The sequence below is a fragment of the Paenibacillus sp. Lou8.1 genome, assembly GCF_024213565.1.
Lineage (GTDB): Bacteria > Bacillota > Bacilli > Paenibacillales > Paenibacillaceae > Paenibacillus > Paenibacillus polymyxa_B.
Map to the genome: position 1 here is coordinate 79885 of NZ_JANAVN010000003.1, position 25936 is coordinate 105820.

At 44.1% G+C, this 25936-nt stretch carries 23 protein-coding genes; 14 read left to right on the forward strand and 9 right to left on the reverse strand.

What is annotated here, in order from left to right; translation table 11 throughout:
* The first annotated feature begins 21 nt into the window (after positions 1-21).
* Positions 22-549 carry a hypothetical protein gene (locus NLX78_RS05200; RefSeq protein WP_254349793.1) on the forward strand — a complete coding sequence of 176 codons (528 nt, stop codon included), beginning with the start codon at positions 22-24 and terminating at the stop codon, positions 547-549.
* A 67-nt stretch (positions 550-616) separates the two neighbouring features.
* On the opposite strand, the gene NLX78_RS05205 is transcribed toward NLX78_RS05200, so the two are convergent.
* On the reverse strand, positions 617-997 hold the full coding sequence (locus tag NLX78_RS05205; protein ID WP_254349794.1) for a hypothetical protein: 381 nt from the start codon (positions 995-997) through the stop codon (positions 617-619).
* A 275-nt stretch (positions 998-1272) separates the two neighbouring features.
* Here NLX78_RS05205 and NLX78_RS05210 point away from each other — a divergent pair, with 275 nt between their 5' ends.
* The 3 genes from NLX78_RS05210 to NLX78_RS05220 all read left to right on the forward strand — a co-directional run bounded on the left by NLX78_RS05210 (position 1273) and on the right by NLX78_RS05220 (position 4078).
* Complete coding sequence (locus NLX78_RS05210) at positions 1273-2607, forward strand: SMI1/KNR4 family protein (protein ID WP_254349795.1); 1335 nt, start codon at positions 1273-1275, stop codon at positions 2605-2607.
* A 221-nt stretch (positions 2608-2828) separates the two neighbouring features.
* Positions 2829-3362, forward strand: coding sequence for a YceI family protein (locus NLX78_RS05215; RefSeq protein ID WP_254349796.1), 534 nt, complete (start codon positions 2829-2831; stop codon positions 3360-3362).
* A 113-nt stretch (positions 3363-3475) separates the two neighbouring features.
* Positions 3476-4078 carry a class I SAM-dependent methyltransferase gene (locus NLX78_RS05220; protein WP_254326347.1) on the forward strand — a complete coding sequence of 201 codons (603 nt, stop codon included), beginning with the start codon at positions 3476-3478 and terminating at the stop codon, positions 4076-4078.
* Between the two features lie 136 nt (positions 4079-4214).
* Here NLX78_RS05220 and NLX78_RS05225 read toward each other — a convergent pair whose 3' ends face one another.
* Together NLX78_RS05225 and NLX78_RS05230 are read right to left on the reverse strand one after the other, a co-directional pair.
* Complete coding sequence (locus NLX78_RS05225; protein WP_254349797.1) at positions 4215-5636, reverse strand: MDR family MFS transporter; 1422 nt, start codon at positions 5634-5636, stop codon at positions 4215-4217.
* A gap of 316 nt (positions 5637-5952) precedes the next feature.
* A complete protein-coding gene (locus tag NLX78_RS05230; RefSeq protein ID WP_254349798.1) occupies positions 5953-6192 on the reverse strand; it encodes a hypothetical protein in 240 nt (79 codons plus the stop codon).
* 397 nt (positions 6193-6589) lie between these two features.
* Here NLX78_RS05230 and NLX78_RS05235 point away from each other — a divergent pair, with 397 nt between their 5' ends.
* Positions 6590-7177, forward strand: coding sequence for a sensor domain-containing protein (locus NLX78_RS05235; RefSeq protein WP_254349944.1), 588 nt, complete (start codon positions 6590-6592; stop codon positions 7175-7177).
* 100 nt (positions 7178-7277) lie between these two features.
* Positions 7278-9077 carry a helix-turn-helix transcriptional regulator gene (locus tag NLX78_RS05240; RefSeq protein WP_254349799.1) on the forward strand — a complete coding sequence of 600 codons (1800 nt, stop codon included), beginning with the start codon at positions 7278-7280 and terminating at the stop codon, positions 9075-9077.
* A gap of 171 nt (positions 9078-9248) precedes the next feature.
* Here NLX78_RS05240 and NLX78_RS05245 read toward each other — a convergent pair whose 3' ends face one another.
* Together NLX78_RS05245 and NLX78_RS05250 are read right to left on the reverse strand one after the other, a co-directional pair.
* Complete coding sequence (locus NLX78_RS05245) at positions 9249-11243, reverse strand: serine hydrolase domain-containing protein (RefSeq protein WP_250260018.1); 1995 nt, start codon at positions 11241-11243, stop codon at positions 9249-9251.
* A 218-nt stretch (positions 11244-11461) separates the two neighbouring features.
* Positions 11462-12550: a GntR family transcriptional regulator gene (locus NLX78_RS05250; protein WP_061829743.1), complete on the reverse strand. Its 1089-nt coding sequence runs from the start codon at positions 12548-12550 to the stop codon at positions 11462-11464.
* A gap of 629 nt (positions 12551-13179) precedes the next feature.
* Between NLX78_RS05250 and NLX78_RS05255 the strand changes: the two genes are divergently transcribed.
* The 7 genes from NLX78_RS05255 to NLX78_RS05285 all read left to right on the forward strand — a co-directional run bounded on the left by NLX78_RS05255 (position 13180) and on the right by NLX78_RS05285 (position 21382).
* Positions 13180-14793, forward strand: coding sequence for a xylulokinase (locus NLX78_RS05255; RefSeq protein ID WP_254349800.1), 1614 nt, complete (start codon positions 13180-13182; stop codon positions 14791-14793).
* Between the two features lies 1 nt (position 14794).
* The gene (locus tag NLX78_RS05260) at positions 14795-15490 is read left to right on the forward strand and encodes an L-ribulose-5-phosphate 4-epimerase (protein WP_254349801.1); all 696 of its coding nucleotides are present in this window, start codon (positions 14795-14797) and stop codon (positions 15488-15490) included.
* 34 nt (positions 15491-15524) lie between these two features.
* Positions 15525-16949, forward strand: a complete 1425-nt coding sequence (araA, locus tag NLX78_RS05265) for an L-arabinose isomerase (protein WP_254349945.1) — start codon at positions 15525-15527, stop codon at positions 16947-16949.
* Between the two features lie 121 nt (positions 16950-17070).
* On the forward strand, positions 17071-18150 hold the full coding sequence (locus NLX78_RS05270) for a CHAP domain-containing protein (RefSeq protein WP_254349802.1): 1080 nt from the start codon (positions 17071-17073) through the stop codon (positions 18148-18150).
* A gap of 73 nt (positions 18151-18223) precedes the next feature.
* Positions 18224-19087, forward strand: coding sequence for a P-loop NTPase family protein (locus tag NLX78_RS05275; protein ID WP_254349803.1), 864 nt, complete (start codon positions 18224-18226; stop codon positions 19085-19087).
* Positions 19088-19463: 376 nt separating this feature from the next.
* Positions 19464-20963: a malate:quinone oxidoreductase gene (locus tag NLX78_RS05280; protein WP_254349804.1), complete on the forward strand. Its 1500-nt coding sequence runs from the start codon at positions 19464-19466 to the stop codon at positions 20961-20963.
* A 278-nt stretch (positions 20964-21241) separates the two neighbouring features.
* Positions 21242-21382: a Rossmann-fold NAD(P)-binding domain-containing protein gene (locus NLX78_RS05285; RefSeq protein WP_231109433.1), complete on the forward strand. Its 141-nt coding sequence runs from the start codon at positions 21242-21244 to the stop codon at positions 21380-21382.
* Positions 21383-21442: 60 nt separating this feature from the next.
* On the opposite strand, the gene NLX78_RS05290 is transcribed toward NLX78_RS05285, so the two are convergent.
* Complete coding sequence (locus NLX78_RS05290) at positions 21443-22189, reverse strand: SDR family oxidoreductase (protein ID WP_061829749.1); 747 nt, start codon at positions 22187-22189, stop codon at positions 21443-21445.
* Positions 22190-22374: 185 nt separating this feature from the next.
* Between NLX78_RS05290 and NLX78_RS05295 the strand changes: the two genes are divergently transcribed.
* The gene (locus NLX78_RS05295; protein ID WP_254349805.1) at positions 22375-23298 is read left to right on the forward strand and encodes an AraC family transcriptional regulator; all 924 of its coding nucleotides are present in this window, start codon (positions 22375-22377) and stop codon (positions 23296-23298) included.
* Between the two features lie 69 nt (positions 23299-23367).
* Here the strand turns inward: NLX78_RS05295 and NLX78_RS05300 are convergent, their stop codons facing one another.
* The 3 genes from NLX78_RS05300 to NLX78_RS05310 are packed head-to-tail and all read right to left on the reverse strand — an operon-like array spanning position 23368 to position 25730.
* Positions 23368-24057: an NUDIX hydrolase gene (locus NLX78_RS05300; RefSeq protein WP_254349806.1), complete on the reverse strand. Its 690-nt coding sequence runs from the start codon at positions 24055-24057 to the stop codon at positions 23368-23370.
* Positions 24058-24111: 54 nt separating this feature from the next.
* Positions 24112-25179 carry a DUF4367 domain-containing protein gene (locus NLX78_RS05305; protein ID WP_254349807.1) on the reverse strand — a complete coding sequence of 356 codons (1068 nt, stop codon included), beginning with the start codon at positions 25177-25179 and terminating at the stop codon, positions 24112-24114.
* Positions 25140-25730, reverse strand: coding sequence for an RNA polymerase sigma factor (locus tag NLX78_RS05310; protein ID WP_254349808.1), 591 nt, complete (start codon positions 25728-25730; stop codon positions 25140-25142). Before NLX78_RS05310 ends, NLX78_RS05305 begins: the two co-directional genes overlap by 40 nt.
* Positions 25731-25936: the final 206 nt, after the last annotated feature.

Consider the following 25936-nt stretch of genomic DNA (forward strand, 5'->3'; position numbering starts at 1 on the left):
CAGTGAGCGAGGTGAACTTCCATGGCACAATCGAAGGAGATGCGTGCACGGGCTAAGAAATTTCAAGGCCGTCCGGTCTGTGTCACCCTGCACAGCGGAGAGACCTACGTCGGCTACATCACCGACGTTAATCGCGGCGGGTTGATACTTGCCAGTGCTGGAGCTCCTCCACGCGCTTCTTCCGGGAGGCAAAATTCCCGATCTCTCAAACGCAGAGCCAGTTCGCATGCCCCGGGCGTCCGTCTCGGCAACCGGAAAAGCTGCGCACGTAAACCGTCTGGCCGTTCGCGCTCCCGCAAGCCGGACGCCAAGGTGTCGGCATTCCTGCCGATGATGGGCTCGCTGTTAGGCGGCCTTGGCGGCTCTACTGCAGGCGCAGGAGGGCTTGGCGGTATGCTCGGCGGCGGCTTGCGGCTGTTCGGCATGATCCAGAAATTTGTCCCGGTCGTGAAGATGGGCTACGGCATGATCAAGTCCATTCGCCCGTTTCTCGGCGCCGTTAAAGGCTTGATGCCCCCGGCCAGTCCGGCCACGCCGGATAACGAATAATCGTATATCTGTGAACTTTAAGCTCCCTTTGAGTGGTCAAAGGGGGCTAGTCCACAAACCATTATCACTACCACTGTCTAATCCAAATCGGTTTTAACTCGGAATAGCCCATTTCCTTTAGTAAATCCCAGGCATTATCCAGAACGTGAGGCTTCCCCTGGACCCAAAGTTCTTGTCGTTTTGCCATCAAGTAAGAGATGATTTCAGCAATATGCTTGGGTTTACCCAGATGGATGACAGTTTCCATTTCAATATTTTGGGCTGAAATGTCATAAAAGGACCAAAAAGTATGAGACTCTTCTTCAGGAGGATTGGCCTGAAAGATGAGCGTGATTTTGATGTTTTTATTCTCTTTGGGAGATAGGTTTAGGATGAAGCGAGACTCGCCTGAGTACCAATAAACGAAGGCATAACCGTCGACCGTAATATTTCTTAATTGGCTTTTCATTATTTTCTCCCTCACTATATGTTGTTTAAAATGAGCTGCGTTTGATGAGTTTGGTTAAATAATTATGTCGTTAATTTCCATGAAATGAGGAGTGGCTTACATGAATAACAAGGTGATTATAGTCTAATCCACATATAGGTTCCAATCATATGGATTTTTCCTGTGGTGCTCTAGATACATATCATTTTAAAGAGGTACGACCCATAGAAAAAATAATAAAATTGCTGGATAAGCAAACAAAGGAAACCTGGCTATGGTCAACAGGAGGGTTCAATATGTGGTTTAGGAAGAAAGAAACGCAACTGGATCGAATAAAAAACAAACTGAGTCAAGCTATGCACAAAGACGCCGATTTCTTAGTGTTTGGAGCATCCTCACATCAATATAGGGTTAAAGAGAAGCTTACAGCAAAAGAGCTGGCGGACTGGCAAGTCCGCAATCAGGTTACACTTCCTGAGCCTTACGCGCTGTTTTTAACGAAAGTCGGCAACGGAGGCGCCGGACCCTATTATGGAATCTATTCAATTGGAAAGGCAACTTCCTACACCGAGCGCCAGGCGCTCCTTGCAAAATCCGTTCTGTATCCCGGGATGACCAAAGAGGAATGGAACCATCTGATTGAGCCCCTGACCAAGGACGAGGACATTCCCGATGAGGAATACGACGCCACCCGTAATAAGGTGTTGGGCGGCATGTTGTGCATAGGCACCCAAGGCTGCGAATACGATATGTATCTCGTACTTGAAGGGAAATACAGGGGGAGAATTGTGTACACCTCCGATTTTCATCCCGATCATCCTTTTTTCTTTGTCTATGAAGACAGCTTTCTGGACTGGTACGAGCGCTGGCTGGATGAAATTATTCTGGATTATGATATCGGGTGGTTTGGCAGTCGAATGCCGGGTGATGAGAATGCGCTGATCCAGACTTATCAGAGCGCTCCAAACGAAGAAATCCAAGCCAAAGCGCTTAATGGAATGTTCAAGTTTAAGAAAGTCTCTCAGCCAACCCTTGCTTTTTTGAAACATATTGCAGAGCAAAGCCCAAAAAATCAGACTACAGCCATTTGGCTCATTTGCAAAACTTCTTTTGACGCGGGTAGAAAATATCTTCTGGAGCTGTTGCAATCGAATGGACATGAGAGTTTTCTGCAATCCTTACAGATTCTGCACGCTTCCAGTAAAACTGAGGATTTAACGGATTTTATTCCAGTGATCTTGCAAAGGCTTGACAGGATTCACGACCCGGAAACGTTGCGTTATGCAGGATACATCTTGGAAGATTACGGTGCGATTACGCTCCAGAACTTCGCGCCTTTTTTGTGTCACGCCGACCCTAAAATGCAAGCCACTGCGATCTATGCCGCGCGCAGTTGCGAAAACAAGCTGGGAAGCTGGGAGATCATTGAACAGATGTTGATGGGGGGCGGCGCGGAGGTTCTGAATAACTCGATTTTATACTGGGGCATTATTCCACATGAGAAGTTGCTGCCTCACTATAAGGAGGTATGGCCGCAATACAAAAGCAATCCGAATTTCAGAGAAAAATTTATCGGTTGTTTGCGAGAGCTGCATTTGCCAGATGATTATTTTGACAAAGACGAATGGTGAAGAAGGTGTACATGGATTATCCAGCTCACCTTCGATTTAATTTGACGTGGCGGAGCCTGAACATTCCGAAATCGGATTTACGAGGAAACCAAAAAATGAAAAAAAGCTACTGACATCCCGTTGTCAGTAGCTTTTTTGTACATTAGGAGTATGCGAATAGCGCAGTGTTTGGAGATGGGGCGACCTTTCTCAAAATCTTATCATAGAGGTGGAATTTATTTATGAGCAATATCAATTGGGAAGTGGATCCGGACCACAGTTCCGTCGAGTTTTCGGTGACGCATTTAATGATTAGTAGAATTAAAGGAGTATTCGAGCATTTCCAAGCGATCTTGAGTTTTGACCCCAACGATTTAACAACCATGGGTGTTCAGGCCTCCATAGATGCAAATAGTATCACAACTCGCCAATCGCAACGAGATGAACACCTGAAGAGCGACGACTTCCTTCATGCAGCCAAGTATCCAACCATTACGTTTCAAAGCACCAGCTGCGTCCTTGCTAGCGAAAGGCAATATGAACTTACGGGCAATCTAACTCTGCATGGAGTAACCAAACCCGTCACTTTTCATACTATTTTTGAAGGACTTAACAAGGACCCTCGCGGCCGGGAACGTGTAGGATTTCATTCAACAGCCAGTATCGAACGCAATGAATTTGGCTTGACATTCAACTCTCCTCTGGAAAAAGGTGGGGTTGTTGTCGGAAATGAAGTGAGAATCGAGCTTTATATCGAGGCAATTAGAATAGATTAGCGTTCCTCAAGGCCATCCTTTTAGCGGGGTGGTCTTTAAACTTGCCGTTACATGTAGGTTGGTGAACCGTATCACAAATAAGGGCGAAAATGTTGAAAATTGGAGAGGTAATCATGGGAAATACGGATAAGTTTGAAATGATAGCTAATATATATGACACTTCTGAAAGAATTCAAATTGCAAAGGTATCATCTGATGCCATTCGTGAATATGTAGTTGACGCTAATAGTAAGAATGCTATTGATTTTGGGTGTGGAACGGGTCTTGTCGGAATGAGCTTGTTAAATGATTTTAATTCTATGCTTTTTCTGGATACTTCACAAAACATGATTAATCAAATAAAGCAAAAAATTACTGATCTTCATATTCAGAATGCAGATACATTATGTTTTGATTTTGAAAAGGAAGGTCTAACGGATTTACATGCTGACTATATTTTTATGGCTCAGGTTCTACTCCATATTCATGATGTTGAATTCGTTTTATCAAGGCTATTTGATGTTCTAAATGAAGGAGGACATTTACTAATCGTAGATTTTAATAAAAATGAAAAAGTAGTTTCAGATATAGTTCATAACGGATTTAATCAAGAAGAGCTGACTGACATTATGACTAAAATAGGATATAGAGATATTCAGTCGAAAACTTTTTTTAACGGAAGTAAAATATTCATGGGACAAGATGCATCTATGTTTATTCTTGATTCTCAAAAATAAAACTTTTAGGCAGAAATCAGCTCTCCTTATAGTCGGGGTGCTAAGGTACAACGAAATAAAGGCCGCCCCTTATGAGACAGCCTCATGCTTCTTGCAAGGTTTTTAACTTATGATTCAATCTGTGCCTAGTAATGAATCAACTATGTTCAGGTGGCTTTTTTATAAACCAACCCAGCACCAGAATAAGTATTGCAAGAATAAATTCAATCCAAAAAACCGTTTGTAGACCGGAAGCCATGCTTTGTGTCTTCTCATGCATCGCAGTGGGATTGAGCGAATGGTGAAGATAACGATTGGCCCCAGACGACATGATGCCGACGAACAATGCGATGCCAATCCCTCCTGCAATCTGTTGGAGCGTATTGTATATGGCTGTGCCATGAGGGATCAGGTGACGTGGAAGTTGATTCAATCCTGTCGTCTGAGCCGGCATGACGACGAACGACATGCCTAAGAATAAGAGGATATGATTGAACAGAACGGAACCTTGTGTTGTATCACTGTCGATGCCGGTAAACAGCCACAACGATATGACGATCAGGAGCAGTCCGGGCACAATTACGAGTCTCGGCCCGAATTTATCGAGTAATTTCCCCGATACTGGCATCAGCATCCCGTTCAAAATGCTACCTGGCATTAGAAGTAAGCCTGTCGCGAATGCTGTCAACTTCATCACATCCTGCATATAGAACGGCAGCAATGTTGTTGTGGCGAATAGAACCATCATCAGAATTACAATCAATACCGCAACCAGAGAAAAAGTGGAATGCCGGAATACGGAAAGATCGATCAACGGCTCTTTGATCTTAAGCTGGCGCCATACAAGCAAGAGCAAGAAAAGGCTACCTATTGCAATTGATCCGTAACCTTCTGGCTCAAGAGAGACACTTGTTTGGCTGAAGCCATAGGTGACGCAGCCGAAACCGACGGTTGACATCACAATGGATACAAGATCGACCCTTGGCTTGGTCAGTTCTGTCACATTCTTTAAGTACATGAATGCATAAATCATCGAAAACAGTGCGACAGGAATCACCATGTAAAACAGCCATCGCCATTGAAAGAAATCGATAATCAAGCCAGACAAAGCCGGCCCGATGACAGGGGCGACCATGATGACCAGCCCCATGAGACCCATGGCGGCACCCCGGCGTTCTGGAGGATAGAGGGCGAGAATCGTATTCATCATCAACGGAATCAATAATCCTGTCCCGCAAGCCTGAACAACCCTGCCCATCAGCAAGATTCCGAATCCCGGGGATACTGCACACAAGCAGGTACCGGCCAAAAATAACGCCATCGCAGACATAAACATCTGGCGAGTCGTGAACCATTGCTGTAGTAATGCGGTCACCGGCACCAGTACGCCGACCACAAGCATATAACCCGTCGATAACCATTGTATGGTCGAAGCCGCAACGTTAAATTCTCTCATCAATGCAGGAAACGCATTGGTAAGTAAATTTTCGTTAAGAAACGCGACAAATGTACCGATGAGTAGAGCGGTTAATATTTCTCCTCTCTTCATTCCTCTTGCATCTTGAGCCTGATTGTCCATCTTCTACCTCCCGATTGTTCATTACGTTCCGTCCATTGTTTGTATATCACTTATCCCGCAACGCCTGAAGATCATTCTACGTGAGGTGGGATGAATTGGAAAAAGCGAAATTGTCCATCATACTCGGAAATTCATTCATATTTCGAAAGCATAAGGGGGGCTCCCCCGCGATGTCGCTCATTCGCGCATTATTTCTTGACAAGATGAGGTTAGGGGATTATGATAACGTGCCGGTCAACTCTACAAGGCAAATAAAATCAAAAAGGCTGATTTTTCGTAGTGCCTTGGCACCGGAATCGTCAGCCTATCGTGCAGATTATCCTACACCATCACTTTCTAACAAAGAATAAAAATTATCACGGTCTTCGTTATCAAATTTGCCAAGTGTCCGTATCTTAACAAATTCGTGTTGGCCATACATGTCTATTTCCTCACCGTACCTATTGTAGAGCGCGATCATATTTCCATCCTGATTCAACTCCATGTACCCGTAACATTTTGCTTCAGGCGCTTCACCGTAAAAGAGCATAAATTTTATTTTGACCACTCTGTGCATGCAGATCCTCCTTTTCTGTCTTTCATATTGGCTTTGAATATATACAGTATTTTCCATGAAGTGTCAACAGATGAGGTTTCCACGTGATGTGAAAACAAAGTAATTATTAATATGATGGATTAAAATTTTTGTATGTATAACTAAGATCGAACGGTTTTTACTTTCTCTGGAGCTCATTTTATTCCACTATGTGTTCCAGCACAGAAACTTGAAGGATTCGTTGTCCAAGAATATAAAATTTCTTGGGAAATATCTGAGGAGAAAGGATATATGGATAGTGTTAATTTCAAGCTTCTAAGTCTTTCCGCCTTGTGTCATATGACATTATGGCACTGGCCGATTTGACATCAAGAGCCGTAGGATACGACTACTACTTGTAAAGGATGTGGGCTCTTTGATGACAAGAACCGTCGTCAGCTTTATTCAAAATGGCTATTTCCTACTGCTTACTTTCGCTACCGGATTGTTTTACTTTTGCTTTTATCTGGTCGCTCTTACATTAGGCTTGAGTCTTTCGTTTACCGTCGTGGGTGTTCCTCTGATTACTCGCATTTTGCGAACTACATACGCCTTCCTGCAATTTGAACGCATACAGACCAAGATCTATACGGATATTACCACCGAGCTTTACGTTAAACCAATAAACACCGATGCCTCTATCTGGCTTCAAGCAAGGAAGGAGCTGCTAAATCGGCGCAACTGGATTGCTATCGGCTGGCTGATGCTGAAGCTTCCGGTGGGGATTTTTAGCCTCATTAGTGCGGCCTTGCTTTATATAACTCCACTCGTGATGATTGCGACCCCGCTCCTCTTTCCGTTATTTAATTATTATTTTATGGGTTTGCTTGTAGATACTGTGATAAAATCCATGCTGGTTTCGGCCTCAGGAGTCGTATTCACTATGGTGAGCTATAGGCTTGCGAACAGCTTGACGCGTATGCTAGGCGGCTACACCCGTCTTATGATCAAGAGTGTGAACCGTTAACCGGAATGTCCCGGTCTGGATTTAAAAGTATTGTTGGATGATGTTCTGCTCTATAATAGTTACGTAATGTCATACTGATAGTTTTTAGGGGTTGATGGTTTTGTTCGATATGGTAAAGCAGTGGTTCTGGTACGACTGGTTCATGCTTATGATCCGCCTGATTTGCAGTACTTCTCTCCTGCTCACTATCATAGAGCGGCAAGCTCATTTCACGCTGCCGCTTTGGGTTCTTGTGTTTTGGCAGCTTATTGCTTTTTCCGTTCCCTGGCTGTGCTTGCAGCTCAATTATAGATACTACCTGCTTACCGAGATTGTGATCCCGGGCGGGCTGTGCTTGTATTTAGCTTCGTTTTTTCCGGAAGCCTACCTCACATTCCTGTTGTATCCATTTTTAATTGCCGCTAACAGCAAACAAAGAACATATCTTTGGTCAGGTCCTTTATCGGTATTGCTCCTACCCACTATAATTAAGCTGCTTGTAGAGCAGACTGATTTTTGGGTTATGACCATTCAATTCGGGACGGCTTATGCATTCGGATTTTCCTTCCATTTATTGATGGTCAATCATCGTCAAAGCGAAATTATACGCGAGCAAAATGCGGTGCTGGAGCAGTACTTGTCCCAAATCGAACACATCACGCTGGCCGAAGAGCGGAATCGGCTCTCTAAAGAGCTCCATGATACCGTCGGTCATGCGTACACTTCCCTCATTATGGGGTTGGAAACCTTGCGCCCCGAGCTAGAGACGGATACAGGAACGAAACGGCTCGATTCCCTATTGAACCTGGCCCGGAAGAATATGGACGAAGTGAGAGGCTATGTACATCAAATCGAATCGCCGCATGAAGAACTCCCACTGCTTCAGTCTTTGCGGAAGCTGGCAGAGGAGTTTCAGGAGCATGCTAAGGTGTCGGTTCGTTTCCAGGCCTTCGGAGAGGAATACCCTGTAACGAAGCAAGCGAAGATAGCGCTGTATCGCTGCTTGCAAGAATCATTGACGAATGCCGTGCGTCATGGACACTCGACGGAGATTACGGTTTTGGTGCAATTTGAGCCTCAGCAGACGAGGCTCGAAATTAAGGATAACGGCCGCGGGATGGAACATGGACGGGATGGTTTCGGCTTGAACGCCATGAAAGAGCGAGCGATGAATTTGCAAGGTCATGTTGGCGTCTATACCCAACCGGGCGAAGGCACCCTCGTTACCTGCACCCTGCCACGACAAACGGAGCTTAAGGATGAAGTCATCCGTCTGTTGGTCGTCGATGACCAGCCTTTTATCCGTGAAAGTCTGCGGACTCTTCTCGAGGAGCAGCAAGATTTGCAAGTCGTAGGGGTGGCAGAAGATGGCGAGCAAGCCATCGAACTGTGCAGGCAGGTTCAGCCTCAGCTGGTGCTCATGGATTTGGACATGCCGAACCTGGACGGAATCTCCGCATCCCGTACCATAAAACAAACGTGGCCCCACATCCGCATCTTGATTCTCACCACGTTCGAAGATACTGGACAGGCTCTGGAAGCGCTGCGAAGCGGAGCCGACGGATACTTATTGAAGTCGATGAAGCCAGTAGAGCTCGCCGAAACAATACGCACGGTCTATCGCGGAGGCACGCTGATCGATCAGGAGATGTCGCACAAATTGTTTGCACAGCTGGAAGCCGCCAAGAGCGGGGAAGATCCGTCGACAACCCAAGTGGCCGCGACCTATGACTTAACTCCACGGGAGCTTGAAATTTTACAGTTCGTGTCGAAAGGACTGCGATATAAAACCATTGCCTCCAAATTGTATTTATCTGATGGTACGGTTAGAAACTATGCGTCATCAGTCTATCTGAAGCTGGGGGTTCGCAACCGGGAGGAAGCGGTGCAAAAAGCCCGGGAGGCAGGGCTTCTGGAATAAACCTTAAGGCTCTATGCGGATTTCCATTGGATATGGAGAAAACTAAGAAACAAGCGGCAGCATCAGCAGCCGCTTGTTTCTTATTGTACAAGAAAACCCCCAGTTTGATCGGGGGTTCAGGAAACCTTATATAAAGTATCATTATCTACTTTTTCTGGTTAACCTTTTGAATTAGTGACTGATTGGCAACGTATAGTAATTAAATGCTTGATCTAATAAGGCACTGGCTTCTTGACGCTTCAAAAGCTGTTTGGAGCGGAAGTTTATGGAGCCGTCTGAGTTGATCTTGGTATCCGGGTCCATGATACCTTGGGAAACAAGAGCTGTGACTGCTTTAACTGCCCAAGCATCCGTTTCGCCACTCCATTTAACCTTAGTTCCAGGCTCAACCTGTTTCAGGTTCTGGATCATTACCGCCGCCATTTGTCTAGTGATAGGAGAATTAGGCTGATAATTACGTAGTCCGGCCATCATCTGCTTCTTATTCGGTTCAATCATGAAGGGTTGTTTATACCATCCATGGGCGCGCAGCAGCACTTCTGAGAATTCTCCCTGAGTCATCGTTCCTTTCGGATCGAAGAGGTTGGCTGACTTTCCGCTCATGACTTTCAAAGCATTAAGATTGTTTATATATGAAATATATTTACTGTCCGCAGGTACATCAGAAAATGGTGAATCAATGTTTATTTTTTGCGCATAAGCAACAAGGTCTGGGAGCTGCATGTAATACAAATATGCAATATGGCCTGCTTCATTTTTATTAAACGTCAATTTATTACCTGATTCATCTTCAAATAATAAAGGGTGGATCATTTTTAGTGTATGTTTGCCTGATGTTCCTGTCTCCATTATTAATTTCCCGTCCGAATACGAAACCTTCGTCCTTAAGGCAGCGATACGCGTATTTTGGTATAATCCCACGTAGTTTTGGGCCTGCTGCTCACTTATTGCCGCGTAGGTCGACTTTGGAACTTCTGCTTTTCTCGGATAATAATGATTCATAAATTCTTCATACACGTCAAGACTCATCATGGAGTCGTTATTGTAGGACATATACATCGCTGTATTCTTCTCAGGCAGAATAACAATCAAGGAAGAATGGCCTGTAACATTTCCTCCTTTTAGAATCACATGCTGATTATTCATCTTCTCTTTGAAGTAGCCTTCGAATCCAATTGTTGTAACCGGGAACTCCTTGTCAGGGAATAATTGGTATGTGTGCATTTGCTCTATGCTCTTTGGACTCACCACTTCTTTACCTTTGTACTTTCCTTTGTTCAGGTGCATCATGAGGTACTTCGCCATGTCATCTGCTGTTGAAACCATACCGCCTTCAGGTTTTTCTGTTGGTTTAAACCCGTCCAAAGGTATCAGTTCACCTGTTGGTCCATAGTGAGCAGCCATTCTGCTTAACAATTGGGGGGTAAACCGCACATTCGTCGAAGTCATGCCTAACGGTTTGAAAATATTCTTTTCCATATATCGGGAATATGACATGCCCGTTACGTTTGCTACTGCATATCCGGCTAGCATGAAACCAAAATTGTCATAAGTGTACGCTTCTCCTGGAGGCCTGACAACAGTTGGCATATTTGATGCAATGTACTTCTTCATTGGAAAATATTTGTCCGCGTATTCTGGATGCATTTCCATGAGAATATCTGGTTCATCAAATCCACTTGAATATGTAAGTAGATCAAACATCGTCAGTTTTTTTCCTGTTTTATTCGGAACCTTTATTCCTCCTAAATACTCTTGGATATCGTGTTTTAAATCCATTTTCCCCTTATCGACTAACTGCATAGCTGCCAATGCAGTGAATGACTTTGTAACAGAGCCGATTTGGAAAACGGTATTTTTATCAACAGGAATTCTTTTTTCCCTGTCGGCATAACCGTAACCTTTGCTTAGCATCACTTTCCCACCCGTGACGACCACAAAATTAGAACCAACTGTATTAAACTTCTTCATCTTGTCTGCAAAAACACCATCTGCAAAAGCTTCTAGTTCCTTGGCATTTCGCGGCCCCTCCAAGCTAGCCTTTTCAGATGCAACTGGTGCGTTAACGGGTGCGGCAACTGACGCGCCGTTGGGTGCCATACAGGCGGTAGTTATCGTAGCAGATAACAGTAGAACCGCGAGATTGGTGTGAATCATTTTTTTCATGAATGATTTCTCCTTGAAATGTATTTTTGCCTCATAGCGTCCGGCAAAACCAAGTATGGCAAAGGACTTGTCATACCAACAAGTTACATTTCGTCACCGACCCATACCAGTCACTTCAAAGTGTCATATGACAATTAGGCACTAGGTGCCTAGTGTTCAATGGTAATATCGTTTTTGGGTGTGTCCATTTGATTGTCTACAATGAATGTTGGACCCCTTCACTTCAGTTTCTTCTTTACCGTCTCTCCTTCAATTAACACAGGTTGATAATAGGTGTGGTTGCGTAGGTCCTTCTTTCCTTGCAGTTTCTTAATAACCCAATCGGCGGCATCACGTCCCATTTGTTCCTGTGGGTGTGTTAATGTCGTTAGTTTGATGTTTGCATTCTTGGAAATATAGGAATTATCTTGACCAATAATGGATATGTCTTCAGGAACAGATATACCAAGTTGTCTGCATACATGTACAACTTCTAATCCTACCTCGTCGTTATAGCAGACAATTGCGGATAACCCGTCTCTTTGTTCGGTTAGGAATTTTTTTAAGTTGGTGGACAGGTCTTGCTTCGTCTCTGTATAGAATGAGAGCACTTGCTCTGGGTAAAACCGTAATTTGGCTTCTCCAAGCGCCTTGATATAGCCCTTCATTCGATGCTTTCCTTGTAAATCGTCCATTTTGGCAATGATACCAATGTGTGTGTGTCCGTTAGCAATCAATTCTTTTGTTGCCAGATAGCTGGATTGTACGTCATCGAGACAAAAGAATGGAACCTCCAACTCTTCATAATAAGCATTAATCATGATGAACGGAACATCCTGCTCCTTGAACGTCAGATAGTAAGAGATATTGGGATTATATAGATTGCTCTTCGTAGGCTCAATAATCAAGCCATCCACACCAAAGGACAACATCATCTCCAAAGCTTTCTTTTCCTGTGCGACATCATTATTTGTACTAGCTAATAGCAATGAATAATTATCTTCATTCAATCTGGCTTCAATCCCGCGAATAATAGAAGGGAAGATGTAATCGGAAATGTAGGTTGTGATGACTCCGATGGTTTTATTACTGGAATTCCCGCCGTTTTTTGATCGAAATTGGTTACTGACATAAGTGCCCGATCCTTTTTCACTTCTTAAAAAACCTTCGTTGGATAGTTCTAAAATTGCCTTACGTACCGTCTGGCGGCTAACTTTATACATATCCTGCAAAGCCGATTCCGTTGGAATTTGTTCTCCTACGCTGTATGCTCCTGATAGAATGTTGCTCTTTATATCCTCAAGGATGACCTGATACTTTGGTTTCACTTTATTCCTTCTTTCCTGGTTGTCCTAATACTAATTTACCTACCCATAATATTTGTATGTACATATCTTAGCATAATTATGAACTATTATAATCCATAGCCTAACATGCATAAATACTGAAGGCCAAGTGGGGCAAGTTGTACCCGAAGGAGATGCGGTCCTGGGTTTGCCAACGATGTTTTATATCAGAAGCTGCTTGAAGCCCATATTACGTTATTGTCACACACCTAATAAACCTAAAAGGCGAAAAAAAGTTGAGCAGATTTCATCTTGCTCAACCTACATTCATAAATACAAATTCCTATTAACAAAAACTGAAAAAACATTAAAAAACAATGGTAGGCATTTGTATAATATGCTTTTCAAAGAGCGGAATTGCTAATCACCGCTTTAACACAAGTGGCAAGAATACTTCGTCGACAATCTCAGCAATCGTCTGACACCTCTCCTCGGTCAACGGCTCGTTGTAGCACTAATAATCGGTTCATGAGAATATTTGTAGGTATAACTATGTATTATCGTTGACAAATGTACGAACAAAAAATATACTAAGGTTGTAAATTAAAGAAAGCGCCTTCTTTCAATTATTGCGATTATAACAGTTGTTCAGAGAGAGGAGTAACGTGAGCATGGATCAAGACATTAAACAAGCGATTACTAAGGGAGAAACCTCACTTGGTATCGAATTTGGATCCACACGTATCAAGGCAGTGCTGATTGATCATCATTTTGAAACCATCGCATCTGGAAGCTATGAGTGGGAAAATCTCTTGGTAGACGGATATTGGACGTACAACTTAGAGAGTATTATTACGGGTCTGCAAGAGGCTTATAGTGAAATGAAGCAAGAGGTTGAACAAAAATATGGGATCACCCTTCGTACCGTTGGTTCTATAGGATTCTCTGCAATGATGCACGGCTATATGGCTTTTGACAGCAAGGGCGAGTTGCTTGTTCCGTTCCGGACTTGGCGGAATGCGACAACCGGTGCTGCCGCAAAAGTGTTAACTGATAAATTCCAATTCAACATCCCTGAGCGATGGAGTATTGCTCACCTGTATCAAGCTATATTGAACGAAGAGCAACATGTCCCTCAGATTGATTTTATGACGACGTTAGCTGGATATATTCACTGGCTGCTGACTGGCAATAAGGCTATTGGCGTCGGGGATGCTTCGGGCATATTCCCAATTGATGAGACTACACATGATTATAACCAATCGATGGTTAAGCAGTTCGATGAACTCATTGCAGCCAAAGGTTACGATTGGAAGCTAGAAGGAATTCTCCCTAAAGTTTATATTTCAGGCGAGCAGGCAGGTGTACTAACCGCCGCGGGAGCTAAAATCTTAGATAAATCCGAAGATTTACAACCAGGTATTCCGCTTTGTCCTCCAGAAGGTGATGCGGGAACAGGGATGGTCGCTACGAATAGTGTGAGAAAACGGACTGGCAACGTCTCTGTGGGAACCTCGGTTTTTGCCATGCTTGTATTAGAGAAGGACCTTTCAGCGGTATATCCGGAAATTGATCTGGTGACTACACCGAATGGTAATCCGGTCGGAATGGTTCATGCCAACAACTGTTCAAGTGATATCAATGCTTGGCTGGGATTGTTCCGTGAATTCTCTGAGGCAATGGGGCAAAAGGCGGATCCGAATCAATTGTTCAGTGTGCTGCTGAACAAGGCTTTGGAAGCAGATCCAGATGGCGGCGGTTTACTCAGCTATGGCTATTTGTCAGGGGAGAATATCACCGGAATAGAGAAAGGCCGGCCATTGTTTGTCCGCTCTCCTGAAAGCCGTTTCAATTTGGCCAATTTTATGCGGACTCATCTTTTCACTGCGTTTGCTGCTTTGAAAATCGGAATGGATATTTTGACAAAGAAAGAAAATGTCGCAATTGACAGCATTCTGGCTCACGGTGGTTTATTTAAAACCCCTATCGTCGGACAAAAAATTGTTGCGGCTGCCATGAATGTCCCGGTATCAGTGATGTCAACAGCCGGAGAAGGCGGGGCGTGGGGGATTGCTATTCTGGCTTCTTACATGATGAACAAGGATCAACAAGAAAGTCTGGAAGACTTCCTCGACCAAAAAGTATTTAGAGATGTTGAGGGGCAAGAAATTTCTCCCGACAGTTCCGACGTTAAGGGATTTGAAGCATTCATGGAACGCTACACACAAGGCCTGGCGATTGAACAGGCTGCTGTAGATAATCTAGTGGAAAACTGGAGGAATTGACGTGTTAGAGCAACTGAAAGAAGAAGTATATCAAGCCAATCTGGATTTGCCTAAACATGGACTCGTGAAATACACCTGGGGTAACGTAAGCGCTGTTGATCGTGAGAGCCGCTTATTCGTTATCAAACCAAGTGGTGTTAGTTATGACACGATGAAACCTAGCGATATGGTGGTTGTTGATTTTGATGGCAATGTTGTTGAAGGAGAAATGAGACCTTCATCAGATACACCGACTCACGCCGTACTTTATAAGCATTATGCAGAGATCGGCGGTATTGTACACACGCATTCGACTTGGGCGACCATTTGGGCTCAAGCAGGCTTGGATGTACCTGTAATGGGGACTACTCATGCAGACACCTTCTATGGTTCTGTTCCTTGTGCCCGTTTCTTGACACAAGAGGAGATTGATCGTGGTTACGAAGCGGAAACCGGCCGTGTCATCATCGAAACTTTTGAGCAGCGCGGGCTGGATATTTTAACAGTGCCGGGTGTTCTGCTTAAGGGTCATGCTCCCTTCACTTGGGGCAAAGATGCAAAATCGGCAGTCATGAATAGTGTCGTGTTGGAAGAAGTTTCGAAAATGAATTTATTCGCACGAGAATTGAATCATTTTGCCGAAGAATTGCCGCAGCGCATTCTAGATAAACACTATTTACGCAAACATGGGAAAGACGCGTACTACGGGCAAAAGTAATATAAATTAAAAAATTAAGAAAAGAGGATGAATGATGTCAACAGTAGGTACAAAACAGTTCTGGTTTGTCGTAGGTTCACAACATCTGTATGGAGAAGAAGCATTAGCAGAAGTTAAAGCACACGCACAAGAAATGACCGATGCCTTAAATAAGAGTGGCGTTCTGCCTTATCCGCTTGTATTGCAGGATCTGGCGGTTAGTGCAGACAAAATCACCAATCTCATGAAAGAAGTCAACTATCGTGACGAGGTTGCTGGTGTCATCACTTGGATGCATACCTTCTCGCCTGCAAAAATGTGGATTCGTGGTACTAAATTGCTGCAAAAGCCGCTACTTCATTTGGCTACACAGTATAATGAAAGCATTCCTTGGGCTACGATTGATATGGACTTCATGAACCTCAATCAGGCAGCTCATGGTGACCGTGAATATGGATTTATCAATGCTCGCCTGAAGAAACAGAATAAAGTGGTCGTAGGTTACTGGGAACGTGCAGAAGTGCAAAAGCAAATCGCAGAGTGGATGGATGTAGCGGTTGCTTATAACGAAAGCTTCAATATCAAAGTTGCCCGCTTTGGCGACAATATGCGTAACGTTGGCGTTACGGAAGGCGATAAGGTCGAAGCTCAAATTCAATTTGGATGGACCGTTGACTACTTCGGAATTGGCGACCTTGTTCAGTACGTCAATGCTGTGAAAGAAGAAGAGATTGATGCTTTGTTCGCGGAATACGCCGAACTCTATGAACTTGATTATGGTACTTATAGCAAGGAAGCTTGGGAAGCCAGCGTAAGAGTGCAAGCAAGCTATGAAATTGCCCTTAAACGATTCCTGGATGATGGCGGTTATACTGCCTTCACTACAAACTTTGAAGACCTCTATGGTATGAAACAGCTTCCTGGTCTTGCCGTTCAACGTTTGATGGCACAAGGATATGGCTTTGCTGGTGAAGGAGACTGGAAGACTGCAGCGCTCGATCGTCTGCTTAAAGTCATGAGCCATAACCAATCCACTGGCTTTATGGAAGACTACACCTATGAATTAGCGGCTGGTCAGGAATCGATCCTTCAATCGCATATGCTTGAAGTTGATCCAACGTTGGCAAGCAACAAGCCTAAAATCATCGTTTCTCCGTTAGGTATCGGCGATCGTGAAGATCCAGCTCGTCTGGTGTTTGACGGCAAGGCAGGAGACGGTGTAGTTGTTTCCATGGCTGACTTTGGCACGCATTATAAACTGTTGATCAATGAGGTTGCTGCATTTGAACCGACAGTTCCTGCTCCAAATCTTCCAGTGGCCCGTGTACTGTGGAATGTGAAGCCAAACTTCCAAGATGGGGTTAAAGCATGGATTGAGAACGGCGGTGGTCACCATACCGTGGTTTCCTTGAATCTAACCACAGACCAAATTGTTACTTATGCAAAACTGGTTAACCTGGACTACGTAATTATTAAGTAACTAGAAGATAGTCATCTACTAAAAGCATTGGGTCAGTCCTCAGGACCCAGTGCTTTTTATTGGTTTTCTAAGGATGTCGAGATATGGGAAGTTGAAGTGGGCAGGGTAGGGAGGCGAAAGTTTGATTCATGAGAGTAAGTTTAAGCGGCTTGAAAGTGTTCGTGGTCTTGTTCATGAAATGCTTGTTACTACAGAGAATAATTCCATGAAACAGGAGGCTTGGGCTCATCTTTTCGGAGTATCCAATTTTGCTTCAATGCTTGCTATGAGAAGAGGACAAGATGTGGAGATCGCTGCAATCGCGGGGGTGCTCCACGGTTTTTATTTCTATAAAACCGGAATTAAGGACTTCCCTGGTCCCAACAGTGCAGATGCTGTAAGACCTATACTACGTAACACCCAACTTTTTACCGACGAAGAGCAGCTTGTCATTCTCCGCTCGATCTTTTATCAAGGAGACAGACATCAAGGACATGGACCATACGAAGAAATAATTAAAGATGCTATTTTATTGCAGATGTACTTACAGAGTGCAGGTAACCATTCATTTAAGACGGATATACGTAGACTGCAAAATGTGTTTGTTGAATTGGGGATTCCGGTGGAGCTTGTAGAAGTGGAATTCAACGCAGATACGGAAACGAAAAACAGTAACGCTGAAGACAGACGTCTTATGCTGGCTGATTTTGCAGAAACGTTTGCAGGGCAAAACATTGTTGGCGTCCCGGAAGATGAACGTTATCGGGAAATTTGCAAGTATTGGCCGGACTCTGATATTTATAAAGTACTGGAAGGCAATTGGTGCGCTGCGTTTATATACTACTGTTGTATGCAAGTTGGAATTCTACTGCCCATCCGGTATCCGAACTGTATGTATCGATTAGCTGGGGTTGGTGCGTGGTTGGATTGGGCCCAGCTGCCTGAAACAGGATTTTTTTATCACGATAAGCAAGATGGATTTAAGCCGGCACGTGGTGATATTGTGGTTTATGAGAAGCTTCTATCGGATGATTCCCACGATCACATCGGAATTGTTTTAGGTTGTGATGACAACAAAATTTTGGTCGCAGAAGGTAACAAAGACAATAAGAATTACTCCAGTGTTTTATACAGGGATAGAGGTCATTGTATTCTCGGATATATCCGCATAGACAACGGCTATCATTTTCATTTCAGTGGGGAATATACACCGATCCGTTAAATATAATGGGCGATATAACGAGACAATAGGATTTTCCTTAAGGTAATCATTTAATTCATAAGGATGTGATACTATGGCCAATTTACCAGCTACGAAAACGAAACTGATTATCGTTGAGGGTATACCTGGCTCTGGCAAATCCACATTATCTAGACACATACATGACATGTTAAACACACATCCAATAGAATCGGAACTATTTTTAGAAGGGAACTTACGACATCCCGCTGATTATGAATCGGTTGCATGTATGCCGAACGAAGAACTTGATTGGCTCCGATCTATCTATTCCGAGGTGTTTCATTACATTGATCCGTTTGTATCTGTGAATGGCAACGACTCTTTAATCGCATATGCACTTGCGCAGCAATCAGCTCCAAATGGAATCCCTTCTAGTTTATATGAGGAAATCCGGCGTTATGAAATTTACGATGGAGTACCCGTAGAAAAGCACTGCGAGTTGATGATTCAACGTTGGAAGTCTTTTGTTAAAGATCAGCGAGAAAAAGAAAAGTTGATAATACTCGAATGCTGTTTTTTACAGAACCCGGGGTGTGCACTACTCGCCCGACATAACGCTGGAGAAGATCATTTTATTCAGCATGTATTACAGATTGCGGAGCAAATTCAGGAGTTAAATCCAATTTTGTTCTATTTGAAGCAACCGAATGTGCATGAGACGATTGAGCGAGTTAAAACAATGAGATCCCAAGAATGGTTAGATTTCGCGATTTGGTACCATACCGAGCAAGATTATGGAAAGAACAAGGGGCTTTACGGATATGAGGGATATATTCAGTTCCTTGAACATCGACGAGAGCTAGAATTACAAATTATTGAGCAACTCCCTTTTCAATCGTTTATTATGAATAACTCCGATTATGATTGGGGGAATCAACAACAGACCGTTTCGAATATCATAATGAAGTATTTATAAGGGCCTATCCCGTAAAGACATATTTTACCGAATTATTCATATACATGGACTGTTGATTCAATCATTGGAAATTTGTTACTCTACATCATTTGCTTCTAAACGCTTTTTTGGTGTCTGTTATGACTGCTAGTAAGTAAAGCCCAAATAATACAGCGTGTTGAGATCCATTCTTATTATTTCTGCAAAGAAAATTCTCACTTTTTAGCAGAAATGATTTATAATTATCAGATAATAGACAATATAATTTTTAAAAGATTATATTTTAGTTATAATAGAGACAGAAAAGATATGTTCCTGAGTGGAGCCTTGCTTCTTGTATCACCTAAGCAGGAGGGCCTGCTCTTTTTTGCAAATATAAGAGATAAGGAAGGTTTTTATGAATAGCATTCAGAAAAAAACAGACATTATCTTAATTGGTGCCGGAGTCATGAGCGCGACTCTGGGATCATTGCTGAAAGAGTTAGCACCAGAATGGGAAATCAAAGTGTTTGAGAAACTCGCAAACGCGGGAGAAGAAAGCTCTAACGAATGGAATAATGCAGGTACAGGCCATGCTGCACTGTGCGAACTGAACTATACATCCGAGAAAGCTGATGGATCTATAGATATTCGTAAAGCTGTAGACATTAATGAGCAGTTTCAGCTTTCAAGACAGTTTTGGTCTTTTCTTGTAAACAGCAATTTGATTCGTAATCCACAGGACTTTATCAAACCAATACCTCATATGAGCTTGGTAACAGGAGAGAAAAATGTATCTTTTTTGAAAAAAAGGTTTAAAGCGCTTTCAACTATTCCTCTGTTTCAAGGCATGGAATTTTCCGTCGACCCTGAAAAGCTGAAGGAATGGATTCCGCTGATTATGGAAGGCCGTACATTGAATGAACCCATCGCGGCAACCAAAATCGACTCTGGAACAGATGTCAACTTCGGTGCTTTAACACGCATGTTGTTTGAGCATTTAAAAAGTAAAAACGTCGAGATTAATTACAAACATAGTGTAAAGGATATTAAACGTGCGAGCGACGGCTCGTGGAAGGTCAAGGTCCATAATCTGGATAACGGTAAAATCGAATACCATAATGCCAAATTTGTCTTTATCGGTGGTGGGGGTGGAAGTCTACCTTTGCTACAAAGAACCGGTATTCCTGAGTCCAAATATATCGGGGGATTCCCGGTAAGTGGGCTATTTATGGTATGTAACAATCCTAAGGTTGTCGCCCAACATCATGCAAAAGTATATGGTAAAGCTAAGGTTGGTGCTCCTCCCATGTCTGTTCCGCATCTGGATACAAGATATATCGGTAACCAAAAAGCACTGCTATTTGGACCGTTTGCCGGCTTCTCACCGAAATTCTTGAAAACGGGCTCAAATTTGGATTTGATCGGTTCTGTAAAACCTAATAATCTCATCACGATGTTGGCCGCAGGCGCAAAAGAGATGGCATTGACTAAATATCTGATCCAGCAAGTGATGTTATCGAATGAAAAGCGTCTGGAAGAATTACGCGAGTTTATTCCGAACGCCAAAATCGAGGACTGGGGGATCGTGGTAGCAGGCCAACGTGTGCAGGTGATCAAAGATACGGAGGGTGGAAAAGGAACACTTCAATTTGGTACGGAAGTGGTTAGTGCCGCTGATGGTTCGGTAGCTGCACTGCTCGGCGCTTCTCCGGGTGCTTCTACTGCTGTTCACGTTATGCTGGAAGTATTGGAAAAATGCTTCCCACAACATATGGAAGAGTGGGAACCAAAAATCAAAGAGATGATTCCTTCTTATGGGGTGTCACTAGCGGAAAACCCAGAGCTTTACCAAGAAATTTACAATTCCACAACGGAGGTGCTGGGTCTGGGCGAAAAAGAACCGCTTCATCGTTAATTTTTGCATGGCTGGTAACTGGATCATCCCACTACTGTACAGTAATCTTACGATATATTTCAAAGTCGAATAAGCAACAACACCAAGCGGTGGGAAGCCCCCACTGCTAAAATGCTTGCTTAACAATACAAAATTTTGCAATCCTTGGGGTGGGAATAATTACTTAACGACCGTTCCCAATATGATAGGATGAAGCCAGACAGAAAAGAAAGCAGCACTATAGGCTCTATTCAGTTCCAGTTGTCCAATGAACTGGTGCAGCGGATTGCTACCCCGGCTTGGTTAAAACGCAGATGGGCGGGGAAAAGGCAGAGCTGTCGGTGGAGGATGGAGCGAAAACGGCGGTCCGACTGGCGACCCTCTCGGAGGATGGTCCAACGGGCGGATTCTATTACATGGATGAACAGCTTCCATGGTAAAGCTTTATGCTAAATAGATAGGGACGCACTCACAAGAGGAGGTGCCCCTATCTATTTATATTACATTTGTGCGGTTGGACGGATTACGATTTCGTTCACATCAATATCGGCCGGTTGTTCAATTGCGAATCCAATTGCACGGGCTATCGCGTCAGGTGTCATGGCTAGTTTATCCCGAATGGCAGCGAGTTGATCTCTCAATGCTGGATTGGTCATACCCTCTGTGAAATTTGTCTGCACAATACCAGGCGAAATGATGGTCACGCGCAGCTTGTCGCCAGCCTCCTGGCGCAATCCCTCTGAGATGGCGCGCACGGCGAACTTCGTACCGGAGTAGACCGACTGGTTCGGCACAGTCTTATGTCCTGCTACAGAAGCGATGTTCACGAAATGTCCGGAACCCTGCTTGCGAAAAATAGGCAACGCTGCGGCTATACCGTACAAAACGCCTTTAATGTTGACATCAATCATATCCTCCCAGTCCTCGACACACAGATCTTCGAGAGGGGAAATAGGCATAACGCCAGCGTTGCTGACGAGAACATCCAGCTTCCCGTACCGTTCGCAAGCCAAATTAACGAGATTGCACAGATCCTCGCGCCGTCTCACGTCAGTGCGTGCATAAACAGCTTCGCCACCTCCATTGGAAATGCGTGTCGCCAGCGCTTCAAGGCGCTCCGCTCCGCGTGCTCCAAGTACGACTTTTGCTCCACGCTCGGCAAGCAACAGTGCTGTTGCTTCTCCAATTCCGCTGCTTGCACCTGTAATCACGACGACTTTGTTCTCTATTCTTCCTTCCAAATGCATAGCCCAATCCTTCTTCCTTTGATCTATTTGCCTTAGGCCCTCTGTTGGCCTTGCAAGTAAATTTTAAGTAGAATTCGATTGAGACAGGTAGACCGATCAAGTCCAATTCTTGCCTAATCCTATTCGGCGCGCATATAATTAGCACATCAATATTAGCGTTCAACGGAAAGGAAGGTGAAGCATGAATGATTTCGTCTCCTCCCCCCTCTGATATTTCTACGAATCTACAAGAACTGATTCATCTAATTGATCAACATGCGTCTTCGGATGGTACGTTTGTCTCGTCTGTGCCAGGACTTTATTTCAGACGTGCAAGCCATGTGTCCGAGCTGAATCATACGGTCCATATGCCCTCCCTGTACGTGGTTGCACAAGGCTCAAAGACAGCAATGCTGGCTGGAGAAAACTATGTGTACGATCCAACAACCTACATGGTCACATCAGTTCAACTTCCCGTAATTGGTAAAATAACTCAAGCCTCGTCGGAGCTTCCTTATCTAAGTCTTCAATTATCCATTAGTCCAGACGTCATCCTGGACATTATCAAGAAGAGTCCTTCTCAAGGTACCGTAAAGACTGGACGCGGCATACTAGTGAGCCAATTTGACCCTCTGCTGCTTGATGCGCTGCTTCGGCTTGTCAGACTTTCGGATACGCCTGCGGATATTCAGTTTCTTGCGCCGCTTATCACGCACGAGATCCTTTATCGTGTATTACAAGGTGAGCAGGGGGCTTTAATCAGGCAATTTGCCGTAGTTGGTAGCTATGCACATAGCATCTCCCAAGCGATCCATCTGATAACCCGCGATTACTCTAAGCCTCTTGTGATTGAAGAATTGGCGAAGGAAGTAAACATGAGCCCTTCTTCCTTACACAAGCATTTTAAAAAGGTAACGGCTATAAGTCCTCTGCAGTATCAGAAGGCCATTCGACTGCAGACTGCACGCCGCTTGCTGCTCTCGGAGGGATTGGAAGCCGCCAATGCAGGCTTTCGCGTTGGCTATGAGAGCCCTTCACAGTTCAGCCGGGAATATGGACGCATGTTTGGGCGTCCACCGATGAGTGATGTTAAACATTTGCGCAATTCCCTTAGTGTCTCAGTTGATTGAGAGATTCTTCGGGTGATCTGTGGAGGAGGCCCAGAGCAAGTTGTCTTTGGTCTGGTCAAAGAGGATATATCACACCAACGGAAGTTCGTCGAGCCGCTCGTAAATCAACAATCCTTTCTCTTTCGCCACCCTTACCATTTCATCGGCACCCTGAGAGGGTCCTCCAACCCGAAGCACGGCGTTACAGTAATCAAGCAGGCGAATGGAAGACGGGTGAAAGATTTTGTTAAAGGTCTCATCTCCCAGAGCAGTGGAACCGGCTGTCGCGATAAGGGGCAAAGCATACCACTCTCCCAGCACCGGCATGTGACCAGCCTCGTAAACTTGAAGAGCAATTTCATTCATGTAGTTGACGTTCTTCTCGATTAATACATGATCATCATTCGTTCCAGATCGATAAGGGCCTGCGATAAGGATATGAAGCGGTTTCGATTTCACTTTCAAGAGGCCCTGGATCTGAGCGTATTGGAGCAGCATTATCGTCTTGGCGTCACGAATCTCGCCGCTTTCGACCATGTCTAGCGCTTGAGCAAACGGAAGTTCTATCACTTCAATGTTTTCCTGTTCCTCCTCAAGGCCACCACCGCCACCCGTTGTCATATCTTCACTATACTCGGCTACATAGAAGTGCAGGATTTCGGTAACGGAGCCCGGTGACATATAGACCTCGCCAACTTTCTGCACCCGGTCGATACGGTATCCCGTCGTGGAACATGCCGTAATAGTTTGTGAGGAAAAGGTATAAGGACTAATCTCCAAAAAGAGACCACTCTTAAAAAAGGATGGTCTCTCTTCAAAGCTTTTCTTTTATAGCTATTGCGGTGAACCGTTAAGCAAATCCTCGGCTATTTTTACCAGGTCTTCTTTGCTCAGCGGGCTGTCCTGGTTATCAGATATGTTGTAGTGTAAACGCCTTTTTTCATCGAGCCATCCCAGTCGATTTTTCCCTACCTCCAAGGGCGTGCTTGTTTCGCTTGCCCTGATGTAATAGGCCTTGGTTCCTTTGATCATCAGTTCCTCAGCCGAATCCTGTTCATTTTGCATCACGGTCGTCTTTGTGACTTCGGGAGCGTACTTGGTGACGGTGATGTTTACATAGTCATTTCCTCTTGCATACCGTGCGAGGGAGGAGCCTGACTTGTTCCAGCTTAGCTTCTGAATAAATAGATTTTCACCTTTCGGTGCAGTTTTGGCTTGATGCATCAGTTTATCCGTTAAAGCCTGGTATTCCTTTTTGTCCATCATCTCAGGATATGCAGCGACTGGATAGACGTATCCGAAATCAAATCGGTAGCCATTCGGCAGATGAGTAGGATTGTGGAATAGTGGGGCTTCTGTACGCTTGATTTCATCCTGCAGACTGCTGAAGCTAGAAAGTTCAGTCGGTTTGTATGCAAACAGGACAGGATTAGACGAATTTCTTGGATTCATAGAATCGTCCTTAACGTAATAGGCCGCATACTCTCCAGGCTGTAGACGGTCTCTCACCTTTTCGTTCCACTGTGTGTAGGTGGTTGTATACGTTTGGGAAGCGTCCGTTTCGGCAGGTGTTTTGGCGGTATTTAATACGACATCGCCTTTGCCGTTACGTAATTCCAGATATTGCGAAGCGGCGTACCCAGTCACAGAGGCGCCCAATACAAAAAGTAAGATCATAATAGGAGCGGTGATGCGCGGTTGAAGACGCATTTTTACGATGAGTCCCTTTTTGGGTTTCGCCTTTTGGTAGACCTGTTCCATCACTTTGTCAGAGACGTCAAAGGCTTGTATTTTTAAGGCGTTCTCTGGCTCCGTCAACATGTCCATATTTTTTAGGCCTTTGTCTTTCAGATCGGTGTATTTCAGACCTTGTTCCTGAGTTCTGTCTTGTAATTCACGCATTTTGGGTCCTCCTTTATGGGCTCCATCATTTTTTTGAGCTTTGTTTTTGTTCTGCCGTATTTTTTCTTGATAGCTTCCTCGCTTTTGTTCATAATTTCCCCGATTTCTCCAAACGATTTTTCTTCAAAAATGCGTAGCACCAGCAGGTTTCTTTCTTCTGCATTCAGTTGGCCCAATGCCCGGCTTAGCGGTTCACTGAAAAGCTGACGTTCCATAACCTGCGCGGCGCTGTCTGAAGTCATGTTAGTTGAGTTAAACAGGGTGATTTTAAATTTGCGCTGTAGATTTTTCCTGCGAATCAGGTTCAGGCAGTGATGATAAGCCATTTTATACAGCCAGGAGGAGAAGCCCACTGTGGGCTTGTACATACTGATTTTCTCGAAAGCACTAACGAAAATATCCTGTACAGCCTCTTCCGCTTCCTGCTCACTTCCCAATATCCGCCAGCAGTACACAAAAATCTGACGCTGATACTCCTTTACAATGTAGGCGTAATCCTGGATCTCGCCGGCCTGGACCCGTTTGATTCTGTATTCGATTTCCTCACTCAAAGATGTAGGCACCTCCTCTGATCACAAAGAAAACTATATCTATATAACAAATGAAGATGACCGAAAGGGACATCTTTTCTAAAATTTTTTAAGTATTAAATCAACCCTCTAAGAGAATACGATAAAGCAGAACAATTATCACCAACGTTGTTGATTTCATAGAGCTTGGATTTTTATTGTGAAAATAAATAAAATAATAAATATAC